Below are 23,910 nucleotides of genomic sequence, written 5' to 3' on the forward strand. Positions count from 1 at the left end.
GGTCAGGCGGCCTTCGCTTTGAGCGGGTGGTCGGCGGGCAGCTGGGTCTGCAGCCAGGTGTACAGCGGATGGCCCGTTTTGAGCTTCTGCAGGAAGAAGGCGGCATAGGCCTCGGCGAACCATTCGCCCGGCGCGCGGAACTGGTAGGAACTGATGCCCGCACCGCGGGCGGTCAGGTCATAGCTGACCCAGGTGCCGCGGTAAGCCTCCTGGTAGACCCGCGAGTCGGACAGGGCATTCGCCGTCGCGCTGCTGGCGCCCCCCTCCCACAGGCCGGTGGACGAGCCCTTGAGCCGCACCGCCTCACACCACTTCACGGCCTCGTCCTTGGCCAGCGCGGCCCAGTCCAGTTGGTCGGGAGCCGACGCGATCTTGACCTCGGCCAGCGCTTCCTTGACAGCTTCGGCCGCCTTCTTGCCATCCAGGATGAGGGTGGCCACCTGCAGCAGCAGGTTCTTCACGTCGGCATCCTTGGACTTGGACTTGCCGACCGCCGCCTTGGCGAACTTCAGCTTGGCGGCTTCGAGCTTCTTGATCGCATCGGGCGTGGTGGGCTTGGGCTTTTGCGCGAGGGCCGCGGCGGCCTCCGCGGCGCTCTTGACGGCCGCGTCGGCCAGCAGGTCCTCCTTGCTGATCTTGCCGGCGCCGGCCGCCTTGGCCGCATTGCCCTTCAGGGCCGCGGCGAGATAGGCCTTCAGGAAGGCCGGCGAACAACCGGCCTTTTCCCACTTGGCGGCGAACTTGAACTTCGTATCGCCATACAGCTTGTCGGCGATGCCCTCGGGCGTCAGGCCCTGCTCCCAGCCGCCATGCTGCTTCTCCTTGCCCTTGGGCCCGTCCATGAAGGTCTCTTTGGCGTCCACGGCGTGGCCGATCTCGTGCAGGGTGTGCGCATCGAAGGCCGGCACCTTGGTCTTCTTGCCCGCGTCGGGGTCGAAGGTCGAGGTGTCGGCGTTCCAGCCTGTGCGCTTGCAGGTGACGACGACCTCCTTGGTCGAGGCCTTGTAGAAGGACTCGTCGCCCTCGCGGCGGCGCTCGACCTTCTTCAGCGCATCGTTGGTCTGGGTGTGGGTGTTCGGCACCATGCCCATGACCTTGTAAAGGCGCGGCAGGGCCTTGGTGCTGAGGATGCCGGTCAGGCCTTCTTCCTCCAGGCCGTAGCGGGCGATGATGGCCTGCTTGACGAAGGCCTTCTGGCCTTCGCCGGCCTTGCCCGTGGCCTTGCCGCCCAGGGACTCGACCAGTTCGTCGAGCAGCTTCTCGCCGGCCGGCCTCTTCGCCACCAGGGTCTTGAGCATGCCCGGGTCCTTGTCGACGAAGGCCATGGCCTTCTTCAACACCTCGGCCCGGCTGGCACCCTTGGTGTTCAGCAAGGCATTGGCGCTGGCCTCGCGCAGTTCACCGCGCGCCGCTTCCATCGCGTCAAGGGCCTCATAGGCGGTGGCGAAATTGTTGCCCTCGTAGGCCTTGTTGGCACGGGCCAGGGCGGCCTTCACTTTTTCCGCGGGCTTGTTGAAGGCCTCGTCGCCCTGGTAGTCGTCGACCGACTTCGCGATCTTCTCGGCGTTCTTCAGCTTGCCCTCAAGCTGGGGCAAGGCGTTGTTGATGGCCTTGATGCCCTCGATGACCTTGGTCAGCGCGGACATGGCGCGCAGATAGTCGCCCGCTTCTTCGGCCAGCTTCAGCCGCGGCCTTTCGGCGCTGTACATCTCCCAGGCCGCCTTCAGGTCGGCCGGCGGCGGCGACCCGAAATCGGCCTTGTCGAAGCGCTCGATGTCCTGGGCCTGCCTGGCGCGCTGCTCCTTGAAGGGCTTCTCGTAGCCGGCCGCCTTCTTCCTGGCCAGGCCGTCGATCTTCAGCTGGGCGTCCGCCACGTCCTTCTCGAGCTGGCGCAGCTTCAGCAGCCAGGGGTCGAAGTCGCGCGGCGTCGATTCCAGCTGCGGCGTCAACTCCCCCGCCAGCGCCTCGCGGCGGCGCTTCAGGTCGCCGACGGCATCGGCCTCGTCGGGCAGCAGCTCGGCGTCGGCGCTCAACCCCTTGAGCTGCTGAGCCAGCTTCTGCAGCGCCGCGCCCGCATCGACCTTGGGCGGCGGCTTGCTGGACTCGCTGGGCTTGGGGACCTCGACCGCCTGGCTGTTGATGGCCTGCAGCACTTCGCCGACGCTGCTCTTGCGGCGGATCGGCGGGCTTTCTGAACTTCCGAGATGCTCGGGGGGTCGGGACATGGCGGGTGGCGATCAGGCGGCGATGGCGTCGCGCAGCTTGCCCAGGGCGCCCAGCAGCGGCGTGCGGATGTCCTCGGCCAGTTCGCAGACGTCGGTGACGACGTCGTCGTCCTTCAGCCAACGCTCCAGGTCCTTCACCTGCTGCACCGTGGACGGCGCCTCCGTCAGGTTCTTGATGACGGCCTGCAACTCGATGATGGCCTTGGCCGAGCTGGCGTGCTTGGCATTGGCGACCTGGGTGGCCACCGCCTTCAGCGAGGTCACGGCCGCGGCGCGGCGCGTCTTCCACTCGTCCAGGGCCGCGGCGGCGCCCTTGCCGCCGCCGTCGCCGGTCGTTGTCGGCGCGTCGCCGCCACCCTTGCCCAGCAGGGCCTGGATCGCGTCCAGCACCTTGCCGGCATCGGCGAACTTGCTCTTGCCGGTCAGCTCGGTGATCTTCTCCAGGCCGAGCTTGATGCGGGCCTTCTCGGGGCCCGCCAGGCCGGCCTTGATGGCCGCGCCCATGGCCGCCATGCGCTTGGTGAAGGCCGCGCCCGGCTTCTCCTCCGTCTCGACCTCGTCGGCTTCGTCTTCCTGCACCGCACGCCGCGCGGGCTTGCCGCTGCCGGTCTCCTCGGCCTCGGTCTCGTCGGCCTCCTCGTCGAGCACGTCATTGCCGCCGCCGTCGTCGGCATGCAGCAGCGCTTCCATCTCGTCGAGGGCCTCGTCGGCCTCATCCGCCTTGCCGGCCTTGATGAGCTCGGTGATGCTGGCGTAGAGGGACTTGATCTGCGCCTGGGCCGGGCCGGCCAGGCCCTTCTTGATGTCGTCCGCCATGTCGGCGCGGCGCTTGGAGACCTCGGCCGTGGTGAGGCCGCTGCCGGCGCTCGCCGCCTGCTTCAGCAGGTCGTCGGGAATGTCCTCGCCGGCATCGCCTTCCTCGACCTGGCCGTTGGATTTGCGCACCCGCATCTTCAGGTTGAGCTTGAACTGCTTCTTCAACCAGAGCTGGATCTTCTTCAGGAGGGTGCCCGACAGCTTGTCGCTGACGAAGGTGAGCGACTTGTTCTCCCACACCACCTGGGCCTTGGGGTCCTTCAGCACCTTGTAGGGCGCCTCGCCCGGCAGCAGGCCCTTCAGCAGCTTTTCCTGGGCCGGACCGACGGCGTAGGCCAGGGCCAGGGCCGTCGTCTTCTTGCCCTGCACGATCATGAAGCGCACGGTCTTGGGCGCACCGCCGGGCTTGACCATCAGGGCTATGGTCGACAGCAGGCGGCTCTTGGCCATGGCCACCAGCTTCGGGGGCGGCCCGCCGGCGCCGGCCTTCTTCTGCTCGGCGGCGATCTTGTCACCCTTGGCCTTCAGCGACTTCTTCGCGGCTTCCACCGACGCATTGACGTCGTCGCGGTGCTCCTTGGCCGCCTTGATGATGGCCGCCACGGCCGTCAGCACCTCCTTGGGGAAGGTCTTGTCCTTCTTGGCTTCGGTCTCGAAGCTGGTGGCCGACTTCTCGACGGCCTGCAGCTGGGCCAGCAGGGCCTTGATGGAGCTGCCGACCGCCTTGTCCAGCTCGCCGGTGACCGCGGCGATCTCGCCTTCGGAGTCGTAGTTGTCGGCGTCGAACTCGTCCCAGCCGACGGCGCCATTGAGCTTGGCCAGCTCCTTGAGTTCATCCGGGAGCTTCGTCGCGGGCGGCTTGGCGGCCTTGGCCAGGGCGGACTTCTGCTTGTCCCAGGAGGCCGTGGTGAGCGGCGCCGGCAGTTTGACTTGAGCCATCGTGTGATCCTTGGTGATCGTCGTGGCTAGCTGAGTGACGCGGCAGCGCCGCGAGTTCCCTTGGGAACTTCCCCGCCGGCCGCGTCACACAGATTCAACGCACCGAGCCGCTACCGGACACCCCATGGGCAAGAAGAGCATCACCATCATCGAGGAGATCCCCGGCACGGCCGACCTCAAGCCGCCCAAGCTGGAGCTCACCTACGAGGTGGAAAGCTCGGGCAGCGAGGAGCATGAGCGGGTCAAGTTCGACTACATCGTCAAGAACTTCGAATCCGCCATGCGCAAGAAATTCCGCAAGCAGATCGACGCCTTCGCGGTGCCGCTGCAGTCCATGCAGAAGGACATCGACAAGCTCAGGACCGCCTACAACGCGGTGACGACGGCCACCGACCCCTTCAAGCTGAAGGACGAGATCGACAAGGCCATCGACCTCAAGAAGGCCCTGGACGACCAGATCAAGGACTACGCCAGCTATCTCTCCGCGGCCGTCAGCAACATGGCCCAGCAGCAGATCCTGGCCTGGGCGCCGACGCTGGAGAAGGAAGCCGAGGACGCCGCCAAGAAGAAGATCAAGAGCGACATCAAATGGAAGAAGGTGCGCCATGTCATGGGCGCCGTGGTCAAGGGGGCGCTGATCCTCGGCGGCGCCGCCGCGGCCATCGCGCTGAGCGTGGCGACCCTGGGCGCCGCCACCCCGCTGATCGCCGCCGTGGGCGTGGCCTTTGCCAGCATGGGCGGCCTGCAAGCCCTCTACAAGGTCGGCACCGACATCAAGGGCAAGTACGACCTGGAAAAGCGCGCCCTGGTCAACCTGGAGAACGACCTGAAGGCCGTTCTCACGCATCTGGGCAGCATCCTCAGCAAGACCGCCGGCATGCCCAAGCACCTGGACGACGCCTCGCGCCTGTGCACCGAACGCCGCGTGCTGATCCAGGAAACCCGCAGCCAACTGGACGAACTCGGCGGCAAGGCCAAGGAGGCCGACGCCAAGCTGGGCCAGCTCAAGTCCGCCGGCGACCTCAAGGGCATCGCCAAGCAGGCCGCCACCGTCAAGAAGATCGCCGAGGAGCAGGTCAAGGCCCAGAAGTTTCTCGACGCGGCCCTGGCACGCGACAAGGCCTTCGAGGAGTTCATCGACAAGGCCCGCGTCGTCATGGGTGACCTGAGCAAGATCCCCGTCGTGCCCACGCGCACCCTGGTGGAGTCGATGAAGCAGTACGTCAACACCGACGTGCTGACGACGGCCGTCGATTCGGTCAGCTCGCTCGGCAAGCTGGGCGCCGCGATGAAGGCCGGCTGACTGCTTGCCCCTCGCCCAGCATGGCCGCGCTGAAAGCTGGCCAAGCTGATCGGTCCCCCGCGGGGACGGCGATGCTTGCCGGATCGACCGGCAAGCACATCGCCGTGGCGGGCCGGCTCGGGAGCGGCCCAGCGCTCGGCCCGAATACCGAGGCGCCCACGCTCCATGCGGTTGCTATTTACGGACGTTGTCCAGATCCGGCGGCGGCGTGTAGCCCAGGTCGCGGGCGCGGGCCTCGAACTGCGAGGCCAGCAAGGGCTGGCCGGTGTTGCGGAAATGCAGGGCCAGCTCATAGCTGGCAATGCCGTTGCCCAGGGCCACGGCGTATTGCAGCCAGCCCTCGTAGCGCGACTGTGTGGCCGACGAGCCATAGCCGCTGCCGAAGCTGGCGCCGCTGCTGCCATTCTTGGAACGCCAGGCCATGCGGGCCGCCGCGTCCTTGTCGCCGCGGCCGCAGCGCAGCAGGTCCTGGCGCTGCTCGGCCGGCATGTCATCGTTCAGCGCGAAGGCGGCGCGGTACAGGCGCACATCGCTGCGCTGCAGGGCCTTGACGGCCGTGCGCGCGCCGTCGCGCGCCACCTGCACGCCGGGGGCAAACGGGCTCTCGGGGCGGGCCTTCAAAAAGGCCTCGGCCACCTGCAGCACCTCGGCCGGCCAGGCCAACCTCTCCAGCTTCTTCAGCTCGGCCTCTTCGTCGATGTCGGGCACGGCGGGCGCGGCCGCGCCGGCGCGCTTGGGCTCGACGGTCAGGCGCACACGGGTGTGGTCGGCGATGAAGGGGTCTTGCGCCAGTTGGCGGATGGCGGCGACCGGATGGTTGAGCATGGTCTCGCGCACATCGCTGCGCACCAGCTGCATCAGCTCGGGGAAGGTGGTCTGGTCGGACACGCTGCCCATCAGCTTGACGAGGCTGCCCGTGTAGAAGGTGTTCTGCGTCTCGACGGCCGGCGCGATGGCCGGCTTGCCGGCGCCGGTGGAGAAGGTGATGAGGCAGCCCGGCGGCGCCTCGACCTGGTTGAGGCCGACGACCTCGCCGGCGCGCAAACCCGTGCGGCAGGCATCGACGACGGCGATGACCATGCCATCGCGGCGCGGCGGCAGGCGGCGCACCACGTCGCTGAGCAATTGCATGCTGCTGTTCTGCAGCAGCTCGCCCTTGGCCGACGGATTCAGGCCGGCCGGCAGCAGCAGATTGGACGCATCCACCTGCACGCCGTGGCCGCTGAAGTAGAAGAACACCGTCGCATCCGCCGGGCTGGCGGCGGCCTCGGCGATGAAGGCCTCCAGGGCGCGACGCGCCGCCGGCAGGTCCAGGTCCAGGGCCGACGTGACCTTGAAGCCGCGCCTCTCCAGCACCGCCTCCAGGTCGCGCAGGTTCTTGGGGATGGGCGGCAGGTCGAAGGGCTGGGGGTAGTTGCGGTTGCCCAGCAGCAGGGCCAGGCGGATCTCGGTGCTGGGCAGCTGCGACTCGGCGGCCGCATCGGCGCGCGCGACGGGCCGCACGGCCAGTCCGGCGCCCAGCAGCGAGCCCCACAGGAAGCGGCGGCGCGCCAGGCGCGGGAGGCGATCGGGTTCGGACGGGCTCATGGATTCGCAGGCTTGCAGCCCAGCACCGGCTGGGCCGCGGGGTCGCACAGCTCGGGCGGCTTGGCGCCCTCGCTGCCTTGGGTGGACGGCCGGCCAGGGCCGACCTCGGCGATGACGCCGGAACGCAGGCGCACCGTCACGTTCTCGGTGCGCACGGTCTCCTGGAAGCGGGCACGGCGGGCGTCCTCGGCGTCGCCGTTGATGGAGGACAGGGCTCCGGAGGCCGCCGGCGTCAGCGGCAGGACTCCGTTATAGACCACCGGGATCTCCGTTGCCTGACTGGCCCCATCGTGGAAGAAGCGATAGCCGGGGCCGCCGCTGGCCGGCGCGCTGCCGACCTCGGGGCCGACCAGCACGACGGCCGTCGAGCCTTGCGCTCCGGCCTTGGGCAGCAGGCTCAGATAACCGGCGTTGGGGCCGGTTGTGCGATTGCCGGTCAGCGTCGAGCCGACCTCGACGCGGATGGGCTGGCCGTTGATCGAGCCGAAGCTGCCGGGTGTGCCGAAGGCGCCCGGGGCCAGCTCCAGCAGCATGCCCGGCGCCGACAGGGCCTTGCCGAGCACGATCTCGTCGAAGGGCATGCGGGCGACGAGCTTGGCATCGCCGACGGTGGCGAGCTGGTCGGCGCGGATATAGACCAGATCGGCCTCGATGCCGCTGCCGCCCACCATGACCTGCTGGCCGGACACGCGCACCTGCGACTGCACGGCCTGGTTGCCCTTGGCGTTGGGCAGCCAGGCGGTGTTGAAGTTGGCCCCGCTGAGGACCGACAGCTGGCCCTTGAAGCTGTTGGCGTCCTGGGCCAGGACGACCGAGCCGCCGCCGGCGGCCTGCACCTGCAGCTTGGCGTTCTCGGCCACCGTGATGGTGCTGGCGCTGCCCTGCTGCACGGTGGCCTCGGCGATGGCCAGGGACTGGCCGGCCACCGGCACCTGGGCCGTGCCCTGCAGCGTGGCCTTGGCGTCGTCGGGCGCCGCCTTGGCCACCAGGGCCAGGCTGCCGCCGGTCAGTTGCAGCTTGCCGTTGACGGCCAGCCGATCGGCCTCGATACGGCCGCCGTTGCTGAGGTTCACGTCGCCCAGTTGCAGGCTGTCCTTGACCGTCACCAGGGCCTGGCCGCCGGCGAGAGCCAGCGGCGCGCTGCCGAACTGGTTGCTGCTGCGACTGGCGTCGATCAGCGTGCCGGTCAGCGTCTGCCCGTTGGCGCTGCTCAGGGTCAGGCTGCCGGTGTAGACCTGCTCGGCTGTCGTCGTCAGATGGCCGGCCAGCTTGACGCTGCCGGCGGCCTGCAGGGAGGCGATGGTCTCGTTGCCGCCCAGCTGCAACTGGGCGCCGGCCGCGACCTGCACGGCGCTGGCGTCGGACAGGCGCTCGACGGCTGTCGTGATCAGGCTGCCGCCCTGCACCTGCGTGGCACCGCTGTAGCTGTTGGCGGCGCTGTTCAGCGTCACCTGGCCTTGCGTGATGACGAGGCTGCCGCGGCCGCTGATGGCCTGGTCCAGGGTCAAGGCCTCGCTGCGCGACAGGCGCAGCTCGCCCTGGTTCTGGATCTCGCCCGAACCCAGGGCGCCGTTGCCGCTGAGCTGGACCGCGCCAGCCTCGATGACGGTGGCGCCGCTGTTGCTGTGTGCGGCCGTCAGCGTCAGCGTGCCGGCACCCTGCTTGATGAGGCCGCCGCTGCCGCTGACCACCCCGTCGAAGCGGCTGTCGCTGCCGTCGGCACCGGCGGCCAGGGAAGCGCCATCCAACACCAGGGCGCCGTTGCCGCTCAGCGAGGCAACGGTCTGGCGGGCATGGGCCTGGACCTGGCCCGGCGCCTCGATGACGAGGGCGCTGGCCGAGGCCAGGGCTTGGGGCCCGTCCAGCACCAGGCTGCCGCCGCTGACGCGCGTGGTGCCGCTGTAGAGATTGGTGCCGCCCAGGGTCAGCGTGCCGCTGCCGGTCTTGGTCAGGCCGCCGCTGCCGGCCATGACGCCGTCGAAGCGGCTGCTGCGTCCGCTCGCGCCCAGGCTCAGCGTGTTGCTGTTGAGCTGCACCTGGCCTGCGCCGCTGAGGGCGCCGAGGTCGATGTCGCTCAGCAGCTCCAGCGTCGCGCCATCGGCCACGCTGACGCCGGCCGAGGTGGGCACGACGGGCCCAGTCGCCAAGCCAGCGGCCAGGGGCCTGACGGCGCCTGCGCCTTCGAGTTGCAGCGTGCCGGCATTGACCTGCAGATCGCCCGCCAGCGTGTTGTGGCCGGCCAGAGTGAAGACGCCCGCGCCCAGCTTGGCCAGGCCACCGGGGCCGGTGATGGCGCCGTCCCAGCGCGTGCTGCTGCCATTGCTGCCGACACCCAGCAGTGCAGCCTGCACGTCCACGGTGCCCGCGCCGGCGAGCGAGCCGAGGTTGAGGCTTTGCTGCACCGTCAGCGTCGCGCCGGCGTCCACGCTGACGGCCGTGACGTCGTTCAGCGCGGTGGCGCTGGCCAGCACCAGCTCGCCCGCCGCCACGCGTGTCGCGCCGGTGTGGGCCCCGCTGCCGCTCAGCGTGAAGCGGCCGCTGCCCAGCTTGGTGAGGCCCCCTGTGCCGACGAGGCTGCCCGAGAAGCTGCTGTCCCTGCCGTCCAGGCCCGTGCCCAGCGTGAAGCTGCCGAGCTCGACGCGGCCGGCACCGGCCAGGGAGCCGATGGCCTGGTCCTTGCCCAAGGCCAGCACCGCACCGCTGGCGAGCTGCACCGCGCTCGTCGACGGCAGCTCGCCGGTGATGCGCAGGGTGCCAGAGGCGACGTCGGTGATGCCGCTGTAATGGTTGCTGCCCGCCAGCGTCAGCGTGCCGCCACTGGCCAGGCGCAGCCCGAAGCCGGCACCGCCGTCGCTGATGGAGCCGCTGACCGTCAGGCCGCCGGCGCCGGGCAGGAATTCCGTGATCGGCGCCTTCAGCGTCACCCCACCAGCCAGCGTGCCGGCCCCCGAGGTGTTGATGACGCGCCCGCCGTTGGCCACCAGCTCGGCGCCCATGACCGCGCCGTCGCGCAGATCCAGCTGGCCCGCGCTCTGCAGTTGCACGGCGCCGCTGCCGGCCTGGGCCAGGGGCCCCGCCAACACGACGGTGCCGGACTCGATGCGCGTGCCACCGCCGTAGCCCTGGGCCGTCGTCATCGTCAGGCTGCCGCTGCCCTTCATGACCAGCTCGCCCGTGCCCGACAGCGGTCCCACCAGGCTGATGGCGCCGGCGCCGCCGAGCTCCAGACGCGTCGACACCTGGCTGGTGTTGAGGGTGTAGTCGCCCAGGCTGGCCAGGCCGGCGATGCCGGCGCTGTCGAGGGTGAAGCTGGGCAGGTTGTTATCGGGCCGGTCCAGCGTGACCTGGCCGGCGCCCGCCTTGATCGTCGTGAGGCCGCTGACCGTCAGCGCGCCGCTTTGCTTGATCTCGGCGCCGGTGGCGGCGGTGTCCATCTTCAGGCTGCCATAGCTGCCACCGCCCAGGTCCAGCGTGCCGGCTGAAGTGAGCTCGAGCTGTGCGGCGTCACCCGTGACTTTGAGGCCGTCGTGGCGCGCGGCATCGCCATCGCGCAGCTGCACGCGGCCCAGGCTGGCGCCGGGCTGGGCCTTGAGCTCCACGCGGTTGAGGTCGTTGTCGGCGCCGTGCGTGGCCAGGTCGACAGGCACATTCGTGCCGTTGGCAATCAGCGTCGTCAGTCCGGTCACTTCCAGCGGGCCGGTCAGCAGGATGCCGTTGGCCGCCGCGGCGCTCAGCGTGTCGTTGTGGCCGCCGCCCAGCGTCAGCAGGCCGCCGCTGCTGAGCTTGAGGGTCCTGACGTCGCCGCTGAAGGTCAGGTCCAGGGCGCTGCTGATGTCGGCACTGGCGAAGCTGCCGCCATTGATGCCGTGCATAGTGATGCCGCCCAGCAGCTGGTTGCCGGGCTGGTCCAGCACCAGGGTCGCCAGGCCGCCGTCGGCGACGAAATTGGCCACACCCCGGACCGTCAGCGCCGCGGACTGGCTGATCATGTTGCCCCGCGTGGTGGCCGTCAGCTCGCCGTTCACCGTGCCGCCACCGAGATCGAGATTACCGCCGGCGCTGACCTTGAGATCGCGGGCCGAGAAGCTGCCCAGGCGCAGCGCGCCGCCGTTGACCAGCGTCACACCCCCGCCCACCAGGCTGACCGCGCCGGCAAAGGCATTGCCCACCTCGGCGAGATCGATATTGCCGCTGCCGGTGTTCAGCGTGGACGCACCGGCCACAGCCAGGCCGCCGGCCGCCTGCGTGATGGCATTGCCACTGGCATGGAGGTCGCCACCCACCGTGCCCGCCCCCAGGCGCAGCGCGCCGGAGGCCGAGGCCGACAGCCCCGCGACATTGAGGCTGCCCAGGCTCAGGGCACCCGCACCCGTGATGACGGTGGTGCCGCCGCGCAGGTCCACGCTGCCGGTGAAGCTGTTGCCGGCCTGGCCCAGGGTGATGCTGGCGCTGCCGGCATTCAGGCTGGTGGCGCCCGTCACCGCCAGCGCGCCCGTCTGGCTGACGGCCCCCGTGCTGACCGCGGTCAACGCACCGCCCACCGTGCCACTGCCGAGGTTCAGCGTGCCAGCGACGTTCAGCGTCAGGCCCGCGGTGGCCAGCGTGCCCAGGCGCAGATTGCCGGCATTGCGGACCGAGCTGGTGCCGCCGCTCAGGTTGACCGTGCCATCCAGGTGGTTGGCCGCATCCGTCATCGTGATGCCGGTGCTGGCCTGCAGCGTGGCATTGCCGGCCACCGTCAGGCCGCCAGCGATCTGCGTGATGGAGCCGCCCAGGGCCTTGGCGGTCAGTGCCCCGCTGAGAGTGCCGCTGCCGAGCACGATGCTGCCGTTGCTGGTGGCGTCCAGGCTGTTGAAGCTCAGCGTGCCGAAGTTCAGGCTGGGCTGGTTGAAGATGGTCACCGCGTTGCCGGTCAGGCTCAGCGCGCCGAGGAACTGGTTGCCGCTGTTGGACAGCGTGATATTGCCCGTGCCCGACGTGAAGCTGGCGGCGCCGCTCACCTGGAGGGCGGCGGTCTGCGTGATGGCGCCATTGCCGCTGCTCGCGACGAGATCGCCGCTGACATTGCCCTGGCCGAGGTTCAGCGCGCCGGAGGCCGTCACCGTCAGGTCACCGGTGTTCAGCGGCCCCAAGGTCAGCCCGGCCGCGGTGCGGACCTGGGTGATGCCACCCTTCAGCGTGACCAGGCCGCCGAGCTGGTTGCCGGCGTCGTTCAACGTGATGAGCGCGCTGCCCGCGTCGACATTGAGCGCACCGGTCAGGCTCAGCGGCGAGCTCTGGGTCACGGCACCGCCGCTCTTCAGCACCAGCGAACGGATGCTGGCCGTGCCCAGGGCAACGGCGCCGCTGCCGGTGAGCTGCACATCACGGCCGGTCAGGCCGACGGCGCCAGTCCAGCTGTTGGCCGCGTCGTTCAACGTGATGTCAGCCGTGCCGGCATTGATGCTGGACGTGCCGCTCACGTTCAGGCCGCCGGCGGCCTGGGTGATGAGGCCATTGCCGCTGGTGGCGGAGAGATTGCCGGCGACGCTGCCCTGGCCCAGGTTCAGGGCGCCCGCGCCGTTCAGCGTCAGGGCGCCCGTGTCCAGCGTGCCCAGCGTCAGCGCACCATTGGTGCGCAGCTGGGTGGTGCCGCCCTTCAGCGTGACCGTGCCGCCCAGCTGGTTGCCCGCGTTGGCCAGCGTGATCGCCGCGCTGCCGGCATCCACACCAAGGGCCCCACTCAGCGTGACGGCCGTGCCGGCACCCTGGCTGATGGAGCCGCCGCTGGCCAGGGTGAGCGAGGTCGCGCCGACATCGCCCAAAGTGATGGCGCTGCCGCCCTTGAGGATGAGGTTGCGACCGCTCAGGGCGACCGCGGCACCCCAGCTGTTGCCCGTGTCGCCGAGCGTGATGTCGGCGCCACTAGCGTCGAAGCTCGCGGCGCCGCTGACGCTCAGCGGCCCGCCGGACTGCGAGATCGCGCCGCTGCTGGTGGCGCCCAGGGTGCCCGTGATGCTGCCCGCGCCCAGGTTGAGGGGTCCCAGGTTGTTGATCAGCGTGTTGCCACCGGTCAGCGAGACCGCGCCGCTGAACTGGTTGGCGGCGGAGTTCAGCGTGATGGGCTGGCCGCCGGCATCGAAGCTGCTCGTGCTGGCCGCGACGATGCGGCCGCCGGTCTGGTCGATGCTGCCGCTGGTGGCCGCCACGACGAGGGCGCCGCTGGCCGTGATGTCGTGGGCCAGCGTGGCCGACTGGCCCTTCAGCGTGACGGCACCGCCCTTGAGCGTGCCGAAGGTGGCGAAGACGCCGCCGCTGGACAGGGTCAGGGCCTCGGTGCCGGTGTCGATATTGCTCGTACCGGCCGGCAGGATGAGGGTGCCGCCGGCCTCCAGCTCCAGGCCGCGGTTGCCCGGCTGGGTCAGCGCGAACAGGTTGAGGTTGTTGGCGCTGCGCAGCGACACCGCGCCGCCGGTCGCGGTGATGGCGCCCTGCAGGTCGTTGGTGGCCTGGTTGAGCGTGATGTCGGCGGTGCCGGCGTCCAGCGTCGTCACGCCCGTCAGCGTAAGACCACCGGACTGCGAGATGGCGAAGCCGTTGCTCGTCGCGTTCAGCGTGCCGTTGACCGTGCCTTGGCCCAGGTTGAGCAGGCCGCTCGACGTGACCGTCAGGTCGCCGGTGTTCAGCGTGCCCAGCGTCAGCGCGCCGCTGTCGGTCACGCCGGTGATCGCGCCGCTGAGGCTGACGGCGCCGCCGAAATGGTTGGTCGACTGATTCAGGCTGATGTTGGAGGCGCCGGCCGACACGGTGGTGGCGCCTGTGACGAGCAGGCTGCCGCCCGTCTGGTTGACGTCGCCGCTGGCCGTCGTCAGCTTCAGCGTGCCGCTGGCCGTGATGCTCTGGCTCAGCACCAGGCCGGTCTGGGCGCCGAGTTCGACGTTGTGGCCGGCCAGCACGCCGCCCATGGTGAAGCTGCCGCCGCTGGTCAGCGTCAGGTCGGCCGTGCCGGTGTTGATGCTGGCGACGGGGCCGAGGATGAGGTTGGCGCCGGCCGACAGTGTCAGCGCGCGGTTGGCGGGCTGGGTCAGGCTGAGGATGTTGATGTCGCCGGCCGAGCGCAGATCCAGCGAGTTGCCGACCAGGTTCAGCCCGTTCCACTGGTTGCCCGTGTTGGGCAGGCCGATGTCGCCGGCCGTGGTGGCGTCCAGCGTCGCCACGCCGCTCACCGACAGCGCACCGCTCTGGCTGATGGCGCCGCCATGGCTGCTCGCGTTCAGCGTGCCGTTGATGCTGCCGCTGCCCAGGTTCAGATTGCCGCCGGCCGTCGTGCTGACCGTCAGATTGCCGGTGGAGAGCGTGCCCAGGGTCAGCGGGTTGCCGCCGCCATTGCCGAGGTTGGTCGTGCCGGTGGTGGAGAGGCTGACCGCGCCCTGCAGATTGTTGGCCGAGGTCAGCGTGATATTGCCGCTGCCGTTGCTGAAGGCCGAGGTGCCGGTCACCACCAGCGCCCCGCCCTGGGTGATGGTGCCGGTGCCCGTCGTCGCGGCGCTGAGGTTGCCGGTGATCGTGCCGCTGCCCAGCTGCAGATTGGCATTGCTGGTGGAGACCGTCAGGCCATGGGTGCTCAGCGTGCCCAGGGTCAGCGCATTGCCGTTGCCGTTGACGAGCTGCGTCGTGCCGGTCGTCGTGATGCCGACGGCGCCTTGCAGATTGTTGGCCGCGGCCAGCGTGATATTGCCGCTGCCGTTGCTCAGCGTCGTCGTGCCGGTCACCGTCAGCGCGCCGCTCTGGGTGAGGGTGCCGCTGCCCGTCGTCGTCGCGCCGAGGTTGCCGGTGACCGTGCCGCTGCCCAGGCCGAGGTTGGCATTGCTGGTGCTGGCGGTCAGGGCGTGAGTGCTCAGCGTCCCCAGGGTCAGCGCGTTGCCGCTGGCATTGACGAGTTGCGTGGTGCCGGTCGTCGTGACGCTGACCGCCCCCTGCAGGTTGTTGCCCGAGGCCAGCGTGATGTTGCCGCTGCCGTTGCTCAACGCGCTGGTGCCGGTCACCGTCAGCGCACCGCTCTGGGTGAGGGTGCCGTTGCCCGTCGTCGTCGCGCTGAAGTTGCCGCCCACCGTGCCGCTGCCGAGGTCGATGTCGGCATTGCTGGTGCTGACGGTCAGGGCCGCGGCGTTCAACGTGCCGAGCGTCAAGGCATTGCCGCTGCCGTTGACGATCTGGCTGCTGCCGGTGCTGGTGATGCCGACCGTGCCCTGCAGGTCGTTGGCCGCGGCCAGCGTGATGCCACCGCTGCCGCTGCTGAGGCTGCTGGTGCCGGTCACCGTCAGTACGCCAGTCTGCGTGATGGCGCCGGCACCGGTCGTGGTCGCGCTGAGGTTGCCGGTGAGCGTGCCGCTGCCCAGGTCCAGGTTGGCGGCCGCGGTGCTGACGCTGAGATCGCGGGTGCTCAAGGTGCCCAGGGTCAGGGCATGGCCGCTGCCATTGGCGATCTGCGTCGTACCGGTCGTCGTGACGCTGACGGCGCCCTGCAGGTTGTTGGCCGAACTCAGCGTGATGTCGCCGCTGCCATTGCTCAGCGTCGAAGTGCCCGTCACCGTCAGGGCGCCGCTCTGCGTGAGGCTGCCGTTGTTCGTCGTCGTTGCACTGAGGTTGCCTCCGACGGTGCCGCTGCCCAGCACCAGGTCGGCATGGTTGGCGCTGACGGTCAGGTTGCCGGTGTTCAGCATGCCCAAGGTCAGCGCATTGCCATTGGCATTGCTGAGCTGGGTGGCTCCGCTGCTGGTGATGCTGACCGCGCCCTGCAGGTCATTGCCCGAAGTCAGCGTGATATTGCCGCTGCCGTTGCTCAGCGTCGTCGTGCCGGTCACCGTCAGCGCGCCGCTCTGGGTGAGGGTACCGGTGCCCGTCGTCGTGGCGCTGAGGTTGCCGGTGACCGTGCCGCTGCCCAGGTCCAGGTTGGCGCCGCTGGTGCTGACCGTGAGGGCATGCGTGTTCAGCGTGCCCAGCGTCAACGCCTTGCCGCTGCCATTGCTGAGCTGCGTGGTGCCGGTGGCGGTGACGCTGACCGCGCCCTGCAGGTCGTTGGTGGCCGTGGTCAGCGTGATGTTGCCGCTGCCATTGCTCAGGCCCGTCGTGCCCGTCACGGTCAACGCGCCGCTCTGCGTGATCGTGCCCGTGCCGCTGGTCGTCACACTCAGATTGCCTGTGACGCCGCCGCTGCCCAGGTCGAGATTGGCATTGCTGGTGCTGACGGTCAGGCCGGCGGTGCTCAGCGTGCCCAGGCTCAGCGCCTTGCCGCTGCCATTGACGATCTGCGCATTGCCGGTCGTCGTCAGGTTGACCGCGTTCTGCAGGTCGTTGGCCGAGGCCAGGGTGATGTTGCCGCTGCCATTGCTCAACGTCGTCGTGCCCGTCACCGTCAGCGCACCGCCCTGGGTGATGGTGCCGCTGCCAGTCGTTGTCGCGTTGAGGTTGCCGGTGACCGTGCCGCTGCCCAGGTTCAGGTTGGCCGCTGTCGCGGTGGCGGTGAGGGCGTGGGTGTTCAGCGTGCCCAGAGTCAGCGTATTGCCGCTGCCATTGCTGATCTGGCTGGCGCCGGTGGTCGTCAGGCTGACGGCGCCCTGCAGGTTGTTGCTGGCGGCCGTCAGCGTGATGTTGCCGGAGCCCGTGGTGACGCCCGTCGTGCCGGTCACCGTCAGCGCGCCGGCCTGGGTGATGGCAGCGCCACCGCTGCTGGTGACGCCGAGATTGCCGCTCACCGTGCCGCTGGGCAGCACGACGTCGCCACCGGCCGTGTTGATGGTCAGCCCGGCGCTGGTGACGCTGCCCAGGCCGATGGTGCCTGCGCCGGAACTCGTCGCGGCCAGCGTGCCTCCGCCGGTGTTGATCGTGGTGCCGGTGATATTGCCGCCCGCCTGCAGGCTGACGTTCAGCGCCCCCGCCCCGGCACCGATGCTGCCGCCCGCGGCGCTGAACGTGATGTTGCGCAGGGCGATCAGGTTCAGCGTGGCCGCGCCGGTGGGCACGATGGCGGCCTGCACGTCGATGTCGCCATGCTCGCCGTCGGTGCCAGACGAGGTGGTCTGCACCGTCACCGAGGTGCCGCCGGACAGGGCGTTGTTGAGGGCGCCGGCATCGACCACGGCGCCGTCGTTGGTGCTGGCGAAGTTGGGCGCCGCCCCGACATTGGTGTTGGTGCCGGCGTTGGCCTTGATGACGACGTCGTTGGGGTCAAGCAGCCACTGGCCCGGCCGGCCCTGCGGTGCGCTGGCGTCGACGCTGCCGAGCAGGTTGAGCCGCTGCCGGCCCGAGGTCTCGACCGTGCCGCCGTTGCCGCCGAGCACCCCGCCACGCGCGTAGATGCTGCCCAGCATGTCGGTGCGCCCGTCGGCCCAGATGGCGATGCGGCCGCCCTCGCCCCGCTCGGTAGCGTCAGCGCGCAGTTCGGCGCCGGCGCCTACCCAGGTCTGCTCGGCGTTGTGCGCGGTGCCCTTGCCCTCGAAGCCGCCGCCCACCTGCAGGCTGCCGCCGCCGAGGCGGCCGGAGGCGTCCAGGCGCGCACCGTCCAGCAGGGCGAGCTTCTGGCCCAGCACGGTGATGCCGCCGCCGGTCTCGCCGCTGGCGTCGGCCCTGCCGTTGACGCTGGTGATGCCGGCCGTGCCGCCGTCGATGACGATGCGGCCGCCCTGCTGGCTGAAGCCGCGGGCCTGGACGATGCCATCCATGTTCAGCACCTGGGCGACCGCCCCGGCACGGGCCTGGGCACGCAGTTCGGCGCTGCCGTCGGCCCGCACCCGGCCGCTGAACTTCAGCGCGACGTCGCGGTTGTCGTCGTTGCGCAGATTGAAGAGGACGAGGCCGTCGCCTTCGACGTCCACCTGCACCGTGGACGCCGCCCCCAGGCCGACGCGTCGCGCGGCGATGCTGCCGCTCATATTGAGCTGAGGCGCCACCAAGGCGACCGTGCCGCCCGGCGCATTGATGCTGCCATCGGCCTGCAGCGCACCGGCGCCGGTGCCGGTGCCGGCCGAGAAGCGGTAGTTGCCGGCGAGGAATTGCGTGTCCGACAGGTCCAGCGTGGACGCGACCAGGCTGCCCGCATCCACTTGAGAACCCTTGCCGAAGACGATGCCGCGCGGGTTGATCAGGAAGACGCGGCCATTGGCCTGCATCTGGCCGAGGATCAGCGAGGGGTCGCCGCCGACGACGCGGTTCAGCAGCACCGAGTTGATGCTGGGCTGCTGGATGCGCAGACCCTCGCCCGCGGCGATGGAAAAGCTCTGCCAGTTGACGATGGCCTTGTCGCTGCCCTGCTGGATCAGCCCCGGGCTGAGGGCCACCTGGCCCTGCACGACCTGGGCACCCTGGGGCAGGGCCTGGGCGACCGGGTAGGCCGCCGCGAGGCAGAGGGCAAGGGCGAGGGGCTGCAGGCGCCGCATGTTCAGAAGCTCCAGGAACCTTGGGCATAGAAGCGCAGCTTGCGCGAGTCGGCCTCGCCGACGGCATGGCCGTGAGTGGGCTTGGCCAGGCTCATGCGAAAGGCGTACTCGTTGCTGCGGGCCCAGACCAGGGACAGGCCGGCACCGCCCAAATAGGCGCGGTTGACATAGCCAGGCTCGCGCAGGACCAGGTCGGGATCGTGGCGATAGCGGATGGCGGCGCCGTCGAAGAAGGCGGCCAGCACCAGCTCATTGGCCCAGCGCCCGAACAGGCTGGCCGGCGGCAGCCAGCGCAGCTCCAGGCTGGCCACCAGGCCGCTGTCGCCCGTGCCCTCGCCCGGCGCGAACGCCCGCACGCCGTTGGGGCCGCCGGCGCGGAACTGCTCGGTCGAATCGAGGTTGGACAGGGCCCACTGGCCGCGCATCGTGAAGTAGGCCAGCAGCCGGTTGCTGAGCACGTTCTGCAGCCGCGAGGCCGCGAACGTGAGCTTGCGGAAACTCGCCGCATCGTCGCTGTTCGGCGGCGGCCCGTCGGCAAAGCTCAGGCGGCCCTGGGCCAGGTTGAGCTCGAAGGTGTTGACGCTGCCGGTCAAGAGGCTGTCGCGGAAGTCGCCGCTGACGCCGACGCTGGCGTCGTCCACGCGCTTCTTCGTCGACAGGGCGGCGACGTTGTCGACGTAGAACTTGGCGTCGACGGCGCCGAGAGCAAACAGGTTGAGGTTGCGCGAGCGCACCCAGGGGTAGAGGGCGAACAGGTTGAGCGTCGTGCCGGTGCCGTCCAGGCCGAGGGGGAATTCCTTCTTGTCGAGCTGGTAGCGCACCGCCGACAGCGAGGCGCCGGCCTTGAAACCGTCGGCGCCGATCGGGCTGGTATAGCCCAGCAAGGCGAACAGCAGGCCACCGCCGGTCGAGGCCAGCGCCGAGGCCGACAGGCCGTCGCCGCGGCCCAGCGGGCTGGCCATGACGACCTGGACCCCCAGGCGCTGGGCGCCGATGACCTTGGAGCCGTTCAGATCGCCGTCGATGCTGCCGCTGTAGCGCGCCTCGGCACGGGGCGTGAACTCGAGGATGGCCGTGCCCGGCGTGGAGCCTGCCTTGACCTCGGCCCGCGTGACGATGCCGCGCAGGTCATTGATCAGGAAGACGGTGCGCTCGACGGCGTCCACCGTCAGCACGTCCCCCGGCTTCAGGCGCGCGAGATAGGCCTCGACCACCTCGCGGTCGACCGGCAGCCCATCGCTCCAGTTCAGCACGACGCGATCCAGCCGCCCCTCCAGGATGGCGATGCGCACCGTCTGGCCGTCGAAGACCTGCTCGGGGATGTAGGCATAGCCCAGGTAGTAGCCGAGGTCGCGCTGCAGGAAGCGGGTCACCTCGTTGGCGGCATTGACCAGATCCTCGAAGCCGCGCTCCTTGCCGACAAAGGCCGCCGTCAGCCGCGGCAGCGCCTCGCGCAGGGCGGCCGGCGCGTCGGGCGCCAGGCTGTAGGCCGGCACGTCGATCTTGAGCTCGTCGTCGGGCTTGCCGAGTTCGCGCGCCACGGGCGGGCGCTCGGGCGGCAGCTCGGTGTTGCGGGCGGCCTCGGGCGGCCGGGCCAGCTCGGCCGGCGTTGGCACCACCGGCGGCGTGCCGGCGGCCCAGCACGAAGCACCGGCCAGCAACTGCACGGCCAGCAGGCTGAGGCGCAAGGGCGAGCGGCGGCAGTGGCGGGGGTCGGGCAGCAAGGTCGGGTCCGTAGCAGTGGCGGCGGGCATGACCTGGCGGTCGCACCCGTGGTGAGTCACGGCGGCGGCGTTTGAGTTCCGCGCAAGTCCCGCAAATGAGCGGATGCCCGGCCCCGATGGCGTAGGCTGGCAGGCGTGGGACTGCCACGGCGACCGGATTTCTGCCATGCCGAAAAGCTGGAGGGTGGGCCTTGCGGCCGCCCTGCTCTTGCTGACGACCGCCACGGCGCGCGCCGGGGAAGCGCTGCGCGTGGCGACCTTCAACCTGCGCTTGAACCTGGCCAGCGACGCGCCCAATGACTGGCCCCACCGCAAGGCCCTGGTGAAGGCGCTGATCCAGTACCACGACTGGGACCTGTTCGGCACCCAGGAGGCCCTGCCCGAGCAGGTGGCCGACCTGGAGCAGCTGCCCGGCTATCGGCGTGTCGGCGTGGGCCGCGACGACGGCGCCGGCCGCGGCGAGCATGCCGCCGTGTTCATCCGCACGTCACGGCTGGAACTGCTGCGCCAGGGCACGTTCTGGCTCAGCGAGACGCCCGAGCGCCCTTCCAAGGGCTGGGATGCGCGCTGCTGCAACCGCATCGTGACCTGGGCGGAGTTGCGCGACCGCCAGGCGCCTCAGGCCGGCAGCTTCTTCCTCTTCAACACCCATTTCGACCATGAAGGCGTGGTTGCAAGGCGCGAATCGGCCCGGCTGCTGCTGAGCCGCTGGAAGGCCCTGGCCGGCGACGCGCCGGCGCTGGTGATCGGCGACTTCAACGCCGCGCCGGGCAGCGAGCCCGTGCAACTGTTGCGCGCCGCCCTGCGGGACGCTCGCGACAGCAGCCGCACGCCGCCCTATGGCCCGGAAGGCACTTTCCAGGGCTTTCGCATCGACGCGCCGCTGGCCGAGCAGGACCGCATCGACCACATCTTCCACACGCCGGGCATCGAGGTGTTGAAGTGGGCCGCGCTGACCGACTCGCGCCAGGGCCGCTTCCCGTCCGATCACCTGCCGGTGCAGGCCGTCGTGCGCCTGCCCTGACGGCGGCGCGACCCAGGCACGCCGCCTGCCACCAGGGTTGAGATGACCGCCCTCCCTGCCCGCGAAGACCTCATCCAGCGCCGCCCCGAGGGCCTGTACTGCCCGCCGGGCGATTTCTACATCGACCCCTGGCGGCCGGTGGCGCGCGCCGTCATCACCCATGCCCATGCCGACCACTGCCGGGAGGGCCACGGCGCCTATCTGGCGCACCGCGACGCCGAGGGGCTGATGCGCTCACGCGTCGGGCCCGACATGGTCTTCCACGGCCTGGCCTATGGCGAGCCCTTGCAACTGGGCGAGGTGACGATCAGCCTGCATCCGGCCGGCCATGTGCTGGGCTCGGCCCAGGTGCGCGTGGAGCACCGCGGCGAGGTCTGGGTGGTGTCGGGCGACTATTTCGTCAGCGGCGCTGGCGACGCCAACACCACCTGCGCGCCCTTCGAGCCGGTGCGCTGCGATGTCTTCATCACCGAGGCCACCTTTGCCCTGCCCATCTACCGCTGGGCGCCACAGACCGAGGTGCTGGCCGAGATGCGCGCCTGGTGGGCCGACTGCGCGGCCCAGGGCAAGCACGCCCTGCTGATGGGCTACAGCCTGGGCAAGGCCCAGCGGTTGGTGGCCGGGCTGGCGACGCGCGACGCGCCCGGGCCGCTGCTGGTGCACGCGGCCGTTGCGCGGCTGAACGACACCTATCGCGCGGCCGGCATCGCCCTGCCCGAGGTCGGGACGGTGACGCCGGAGACCCACTTCAAGGCCTTGCGCGGCGCCTTGGTCATCGCGCCGCCGGCCGTGCAGAACAGCCGCTGGGCCAAGGCCCTGGGCCCGCACAGCGACGCCTTTGCCAGCGGCTGGATGCGCTTGCGCGGCGCGCGCCGGCGCCGCAGCGTGGACCGCGGCTTTGTCTTCAGCGACCACGCGGACTGGCCGGGGCTGCTGTCGGCCATTCGATCGACCGGTGCCCAGCGCGTCATCGTCACGCATGGCGACGAAGGCGCGCTGGTGCGCTACCTGGGCGAGCTGGGCCTGCAGGCGCAAACCTTCGCCACCGAGTATGGCGATGAAGGCGAAGGGGGCGAGGCGTGAAGCGCTTTGTCGCCCTCTATCTGGCGCTGGACGCCAGCACGTCGACGCTGGCCAAGGTGGCGGCGCTGAAGCGCTACCTGGCCGAGGCGCCGGCGCGCGATGCGGCCTGGGCCGTCTATCTACTGGCAGGCGGTACGCCGCGCCGTGCGGTGCCGACCGGCGAGCTGCGCGCCCTGGCCTGCGAGGCCGCGGGGCTGCCGGAATGGCTGTTCGAGGCCGGCTATGCCGCGACGGGCGACCTGGGCGAAGCCATCGCCTATGTACTGCCCGACCCCGAGGACAGGCTGGACGAACGCTTGAGCGAATGGATGGAAGGCCGCATCCTGCCGCTGCGCGCGCTGGACATGGCTGGCCGCCGCGAAGGCGTGCTGGCCGCCTGGCGCGGGCTGTCGGCGGATGAGCGTTTCATGTTCGTCAAGCTGGTGGGGGGCGGCTTTCGCGTCGGCGTCAGCAAGCTGCTGGTGCAGCGGGCCCTGGCCGAATGGTCGGGCGCCGAAGCCGCCGGCATCGCCCAGCGCATGATGGGCTACACCCAGATCGACACGCTGCCGACGGCCGAGCGCTTCCAGGCGCTGCTGGCTGAAGACACGAGCGGCGCCCGCGGCGGCCAGCCCTACCCTTTCTTCCTGGCGCATGCGCTCCAGGCGGAGCCGGCGTCGCTCGGCGAGCGCAGCGACTGGCTGGCCGAGTGGAAGTACGACGGCATCCGCGCCCAGGTGGTCAAGCGCGATGGTCAGGTGTGGATCTGGTCGCGGGGCGAGGAGCTGGTCACCGAACGCTTCCCCGAGGTCGTGCTGGAGGCCAGTACTTGGCCCGACGGCACGGTCGTCGACGGCGAGTTGCTGGCCTGGCGCCACGGCGAGGCCGAGCCGGCGCCGTTCGCGCTGCTGCAAAAGCGCATTGGCCGCACCAAGCTGTCCAAGGCCATCCTGGCCGAGGCGCCGGTGCGGCTGCTGGCCTATGACCTGCTGGAAAGCGAAGGCATCGACCGGCGCCAGGAGCCCATGCATGCCCGCCGCGCCAGGCTGGAGCAGTTGGGCATCGCGACGTCGCCGCTGGTGGAGGCATCGGACTGGCCCGGCCTTGCGACCGCGCGCGCGGGCTCGCGCGAACGGCGCGTCGAAGGGCTGATGCTCAAGCACCGCGAGTCGGCCTACGGCATCGGCCGCACCGTGGGGGCGTGGTGGAAATGGAAGGTCGCGCCGCTGAGCGTGGATGCGGTGCTGATCTATGCGCAGGCGGGGCACGGGCGGCGCGCCAACCTGTATACCGACTACAGCTTTGCGGTCTGGAACCGTGCGCCAAGGGATGCGGCGGAGGCGGAAGCCGCGCTCGATGCGACCGGCGGCGAGCTGACGCTGGTGCCCTTTGCCAAGGCCTATTCGGGACTGACGGATGAGGAGATCAAGCGGGTGGATCGGGAGATCCGCAAGACGACGGTGGAGAAGTTCGGGCCGGTAAGAAGGGTGAGGCCGACGATGGTCTTCGAGCTGGGCTTCGAGGGCATCCAGGCGAGTTCGCGACACAAGAGCGGCATCGCGGTGAGGTTTCCACGCATGCTGCGGATCAGGGATGACAAGCCGTTGTGGGAGGCGGATACGTTGGAGTCGTTGCGGGCTTTGATGGAGGCCGTGAGTTGATGGCTGCTTTTGCGGCGAGCCTCATGACTCGGTGCAGTGAGCCGGGAGTCCGCCCCGGCAGGGCGGGTAACTTTTCTCTGACGCGCCAGAGAAAAGTCACCAAAAGAGGAGCGCTAATGCAATCCGCACTCGAGCGGGATCAAGCGCTCGCGATG

At 70.1% G+C, this 23,910-nt stretch carries 9 protein-coding genes; 4 read left to right on the forward strand and 5 right to left on the reverse strand.

Translation table 11 applies throughout. From position 1 onward, the window contains the following. Positions 1-2 precede the first annotated feature (2 nt). Together J2X20_RS28455 and J2X20_RS28460 are read right to left on the reverse strand one after the other, a co-directional pair. Positions 3-2,225: a hypothetical protein gene (locus tag J2X20_RS28455; protein WP_310272970.1), complete on the reverse strand. Its 2,223-nt coding sequence runs from the start codon at positions 2,223-2,225 to the stop codon at positions 3-5. Between the two features lie 12 nt (positions 2,226-2,237). Then, positions 2,238-3,980: a hypothetical protein gene (locus J2X20_RS28460; RefSeq protein ID WP_310272972.1), complete on the reverse strand. Its 1,743-nt coding sequence runs from the start codon at positions 3,978-3,980 to the stop codon at positions 2,238-2,240. A gap of 124 nt (positions 3,981-4,104) precedes the next feature. Between J2X20_RS28460 and J2X20_RS28465 the strand changes: the two genes are divergently transcribed. Then, positions 4,105-5,283 carry a hypothetical protein gene (locus tag J2X20_RS28465; protein WP_310272974.1) on the forward strand — a complete coding sequence of 393 codons (1,179 nt, stop codon included), beginning with the start codon at positions 4,105-4,107 and terminating at the stop codon, positions 5,281-5,283. A gap of 174 nt (positions 5,284-5,457) precedes the next feature. Here the strand turns inward: J2X20_RS28465 and J2X20_RS28470 are convergent, their stop codons facing one another. From J2X20_RS28470 to J2X20_RS28480, 3 genes are read right to left on the reverse strand one after another with little or no spacing between them, the layout of a single operon-like run. Then, positions 5,458-6,870, reverse strand: a complete 1,413-nt coding sequence (locus tag J2X20_RS28470) for a caspase family protein (protein WP_310272976.1) — start codon at positions 6,868-6,870, stop codon at positions 5,458-5,460. After that, positions 6,867-18,284 (reverse strand): two-partner secretion domain-containing protein, encoded by an 11,418-nt coding sequence (locus J2X20_RS28475; protein WP_310272979.1) that lies wholly within the window; start codon positions 18,282-18,284, stop codon positions 6,867-6,869. Before J2X20_RS28475 ends, J2X20_RS28470 begins: the two co-directional genes overlap by 4 nt. 2 nt (positions 18,285-18,286) lie before the next feature. After that, positions 18,287-20,008, reverse strand: coding sequence for a ShlB/FhaC/HecB family hemolysin secretion/activation protein (locus tag J2X20_RS28480; protein WP_310272981.1), 1,722 nt, complete (start codon positions 20,006-20,008; stop codon positions 18,287-18,289). A gap of 166 nt (positions 20,009-20,174) precedes the next feature. Between J2X20_RS28480 and J2X20_RS28485 the strand changes: the two genes are divergently transcribed. The 3 genes from J2X20_RS28485 to J2X20_RS28495 are packed head-to-tail and all read left to right on the forward strand — an operon-like array spanning position 20,175 to position 23,755. Further along, entirely contained in the window at positions 20,175-21,032 is an 858-nt protein-coding gene (locus J2X20_RS28485) for an endonuclease/exonuclease/phosphatase family protein (RefSeq protein WP_310272983.1), read from the forward strand. A gap of 42 nt (positions 21,033-21,074) precedes the next feature. Next, positions 21,075-22,115 (forward strand): ligase-associated DNA damage response exonuclease, encoded by a 1,041-nt coding sequence (locus tag J2X20_RS28490; RefSeq protein WP_310272986.1) that lies wholly within the window; start codon positions 21,075-21,077, stop codon positions 22,113-22,115. Next, the gene (locus tag J2X20_RS28495; protein ID WP_310272989.1) at positions 22,112-23,755 is read left to right on the forward strand and encodes an ATP-dependent DNA ligase; all 1,644 of its coding nucleotides are present in this window, start codon (positions 22,112-22,114) and stop codon (positions 23,753-23,755) included. The genes J2X20_RS28490 and J2X20_RS28495 overlap by 4 nt, the downstream gene beginning before the upstream one ends. Positions 23,756-23,910: the final 155 nt, after the last annotated feature.

Source organism: Roseateles saccharophilus (genome assembly GCF_031458095.1).
In the GTDB taxonomy this organism is placed as follows: Bacteria; Pseudomonadota; Gammaproteobacteria; order Burkholderiales; family Burkholderiaceae_C; genus Pelomonas; species Pelomonas saccharophila_A.

Excerpts from the sequence above, each read along its gene's own strand:
- J2X20_RS28460 (WP_310272972.1), bottom strand. The coding sequence starts at position 3,980 with ATGGCTCAAGTCAAACTGCCGGCGCCGCTCACCACGGCCTCCTGGGAC.
- J2X20_RS28485 (WP_310272983.1), top strand. The coding sequence starts at position 20,175 with ATGCCGAAAAGCTGGAGGGTGGGCCTTGCGGCCGCCCTGCTCTTGCTG.
- J2X20_RS28475 (WP_310272979.1), bottom strand. The coding sequence starts at position 18,284 with ATGCGGCGCCTGCAGCCCCTCGCCCTTGCCCTCTGCCTCGCGGCGGCC.
- J2X20_RS28490 (WP_310272986.1), top strand. The coding sequence starts at position 21,075 with ATGACCGCCCTCCCTGCCCGCGAAGACCTCATCCAGCGCCGCCCCGAG.
- J2X20_RS28470 (WP_310272976.1), bottom strand. The coding sequence starts at position 6,870 with ATGAGCCCGTCCGAACCCGATCGCCTCCCGCGCCTGGCGCGCCGCCGC.
- J2X20_RS28455 (WP_310272970.1), bottom strand. The coding sequence starts at position 2,225 with ATGTCCCGACCCCCCGAGCATCTCGGAAGTTCAGAAAGCCCGCCGATC.
- J2X20_RS28465 (WP_310272974.1), top strand. The coding sequence starts at position 4,105 with ATGGGCAAGAAGAGCATCACCATCATCGAGGAGATCCCCGGCACGGCC.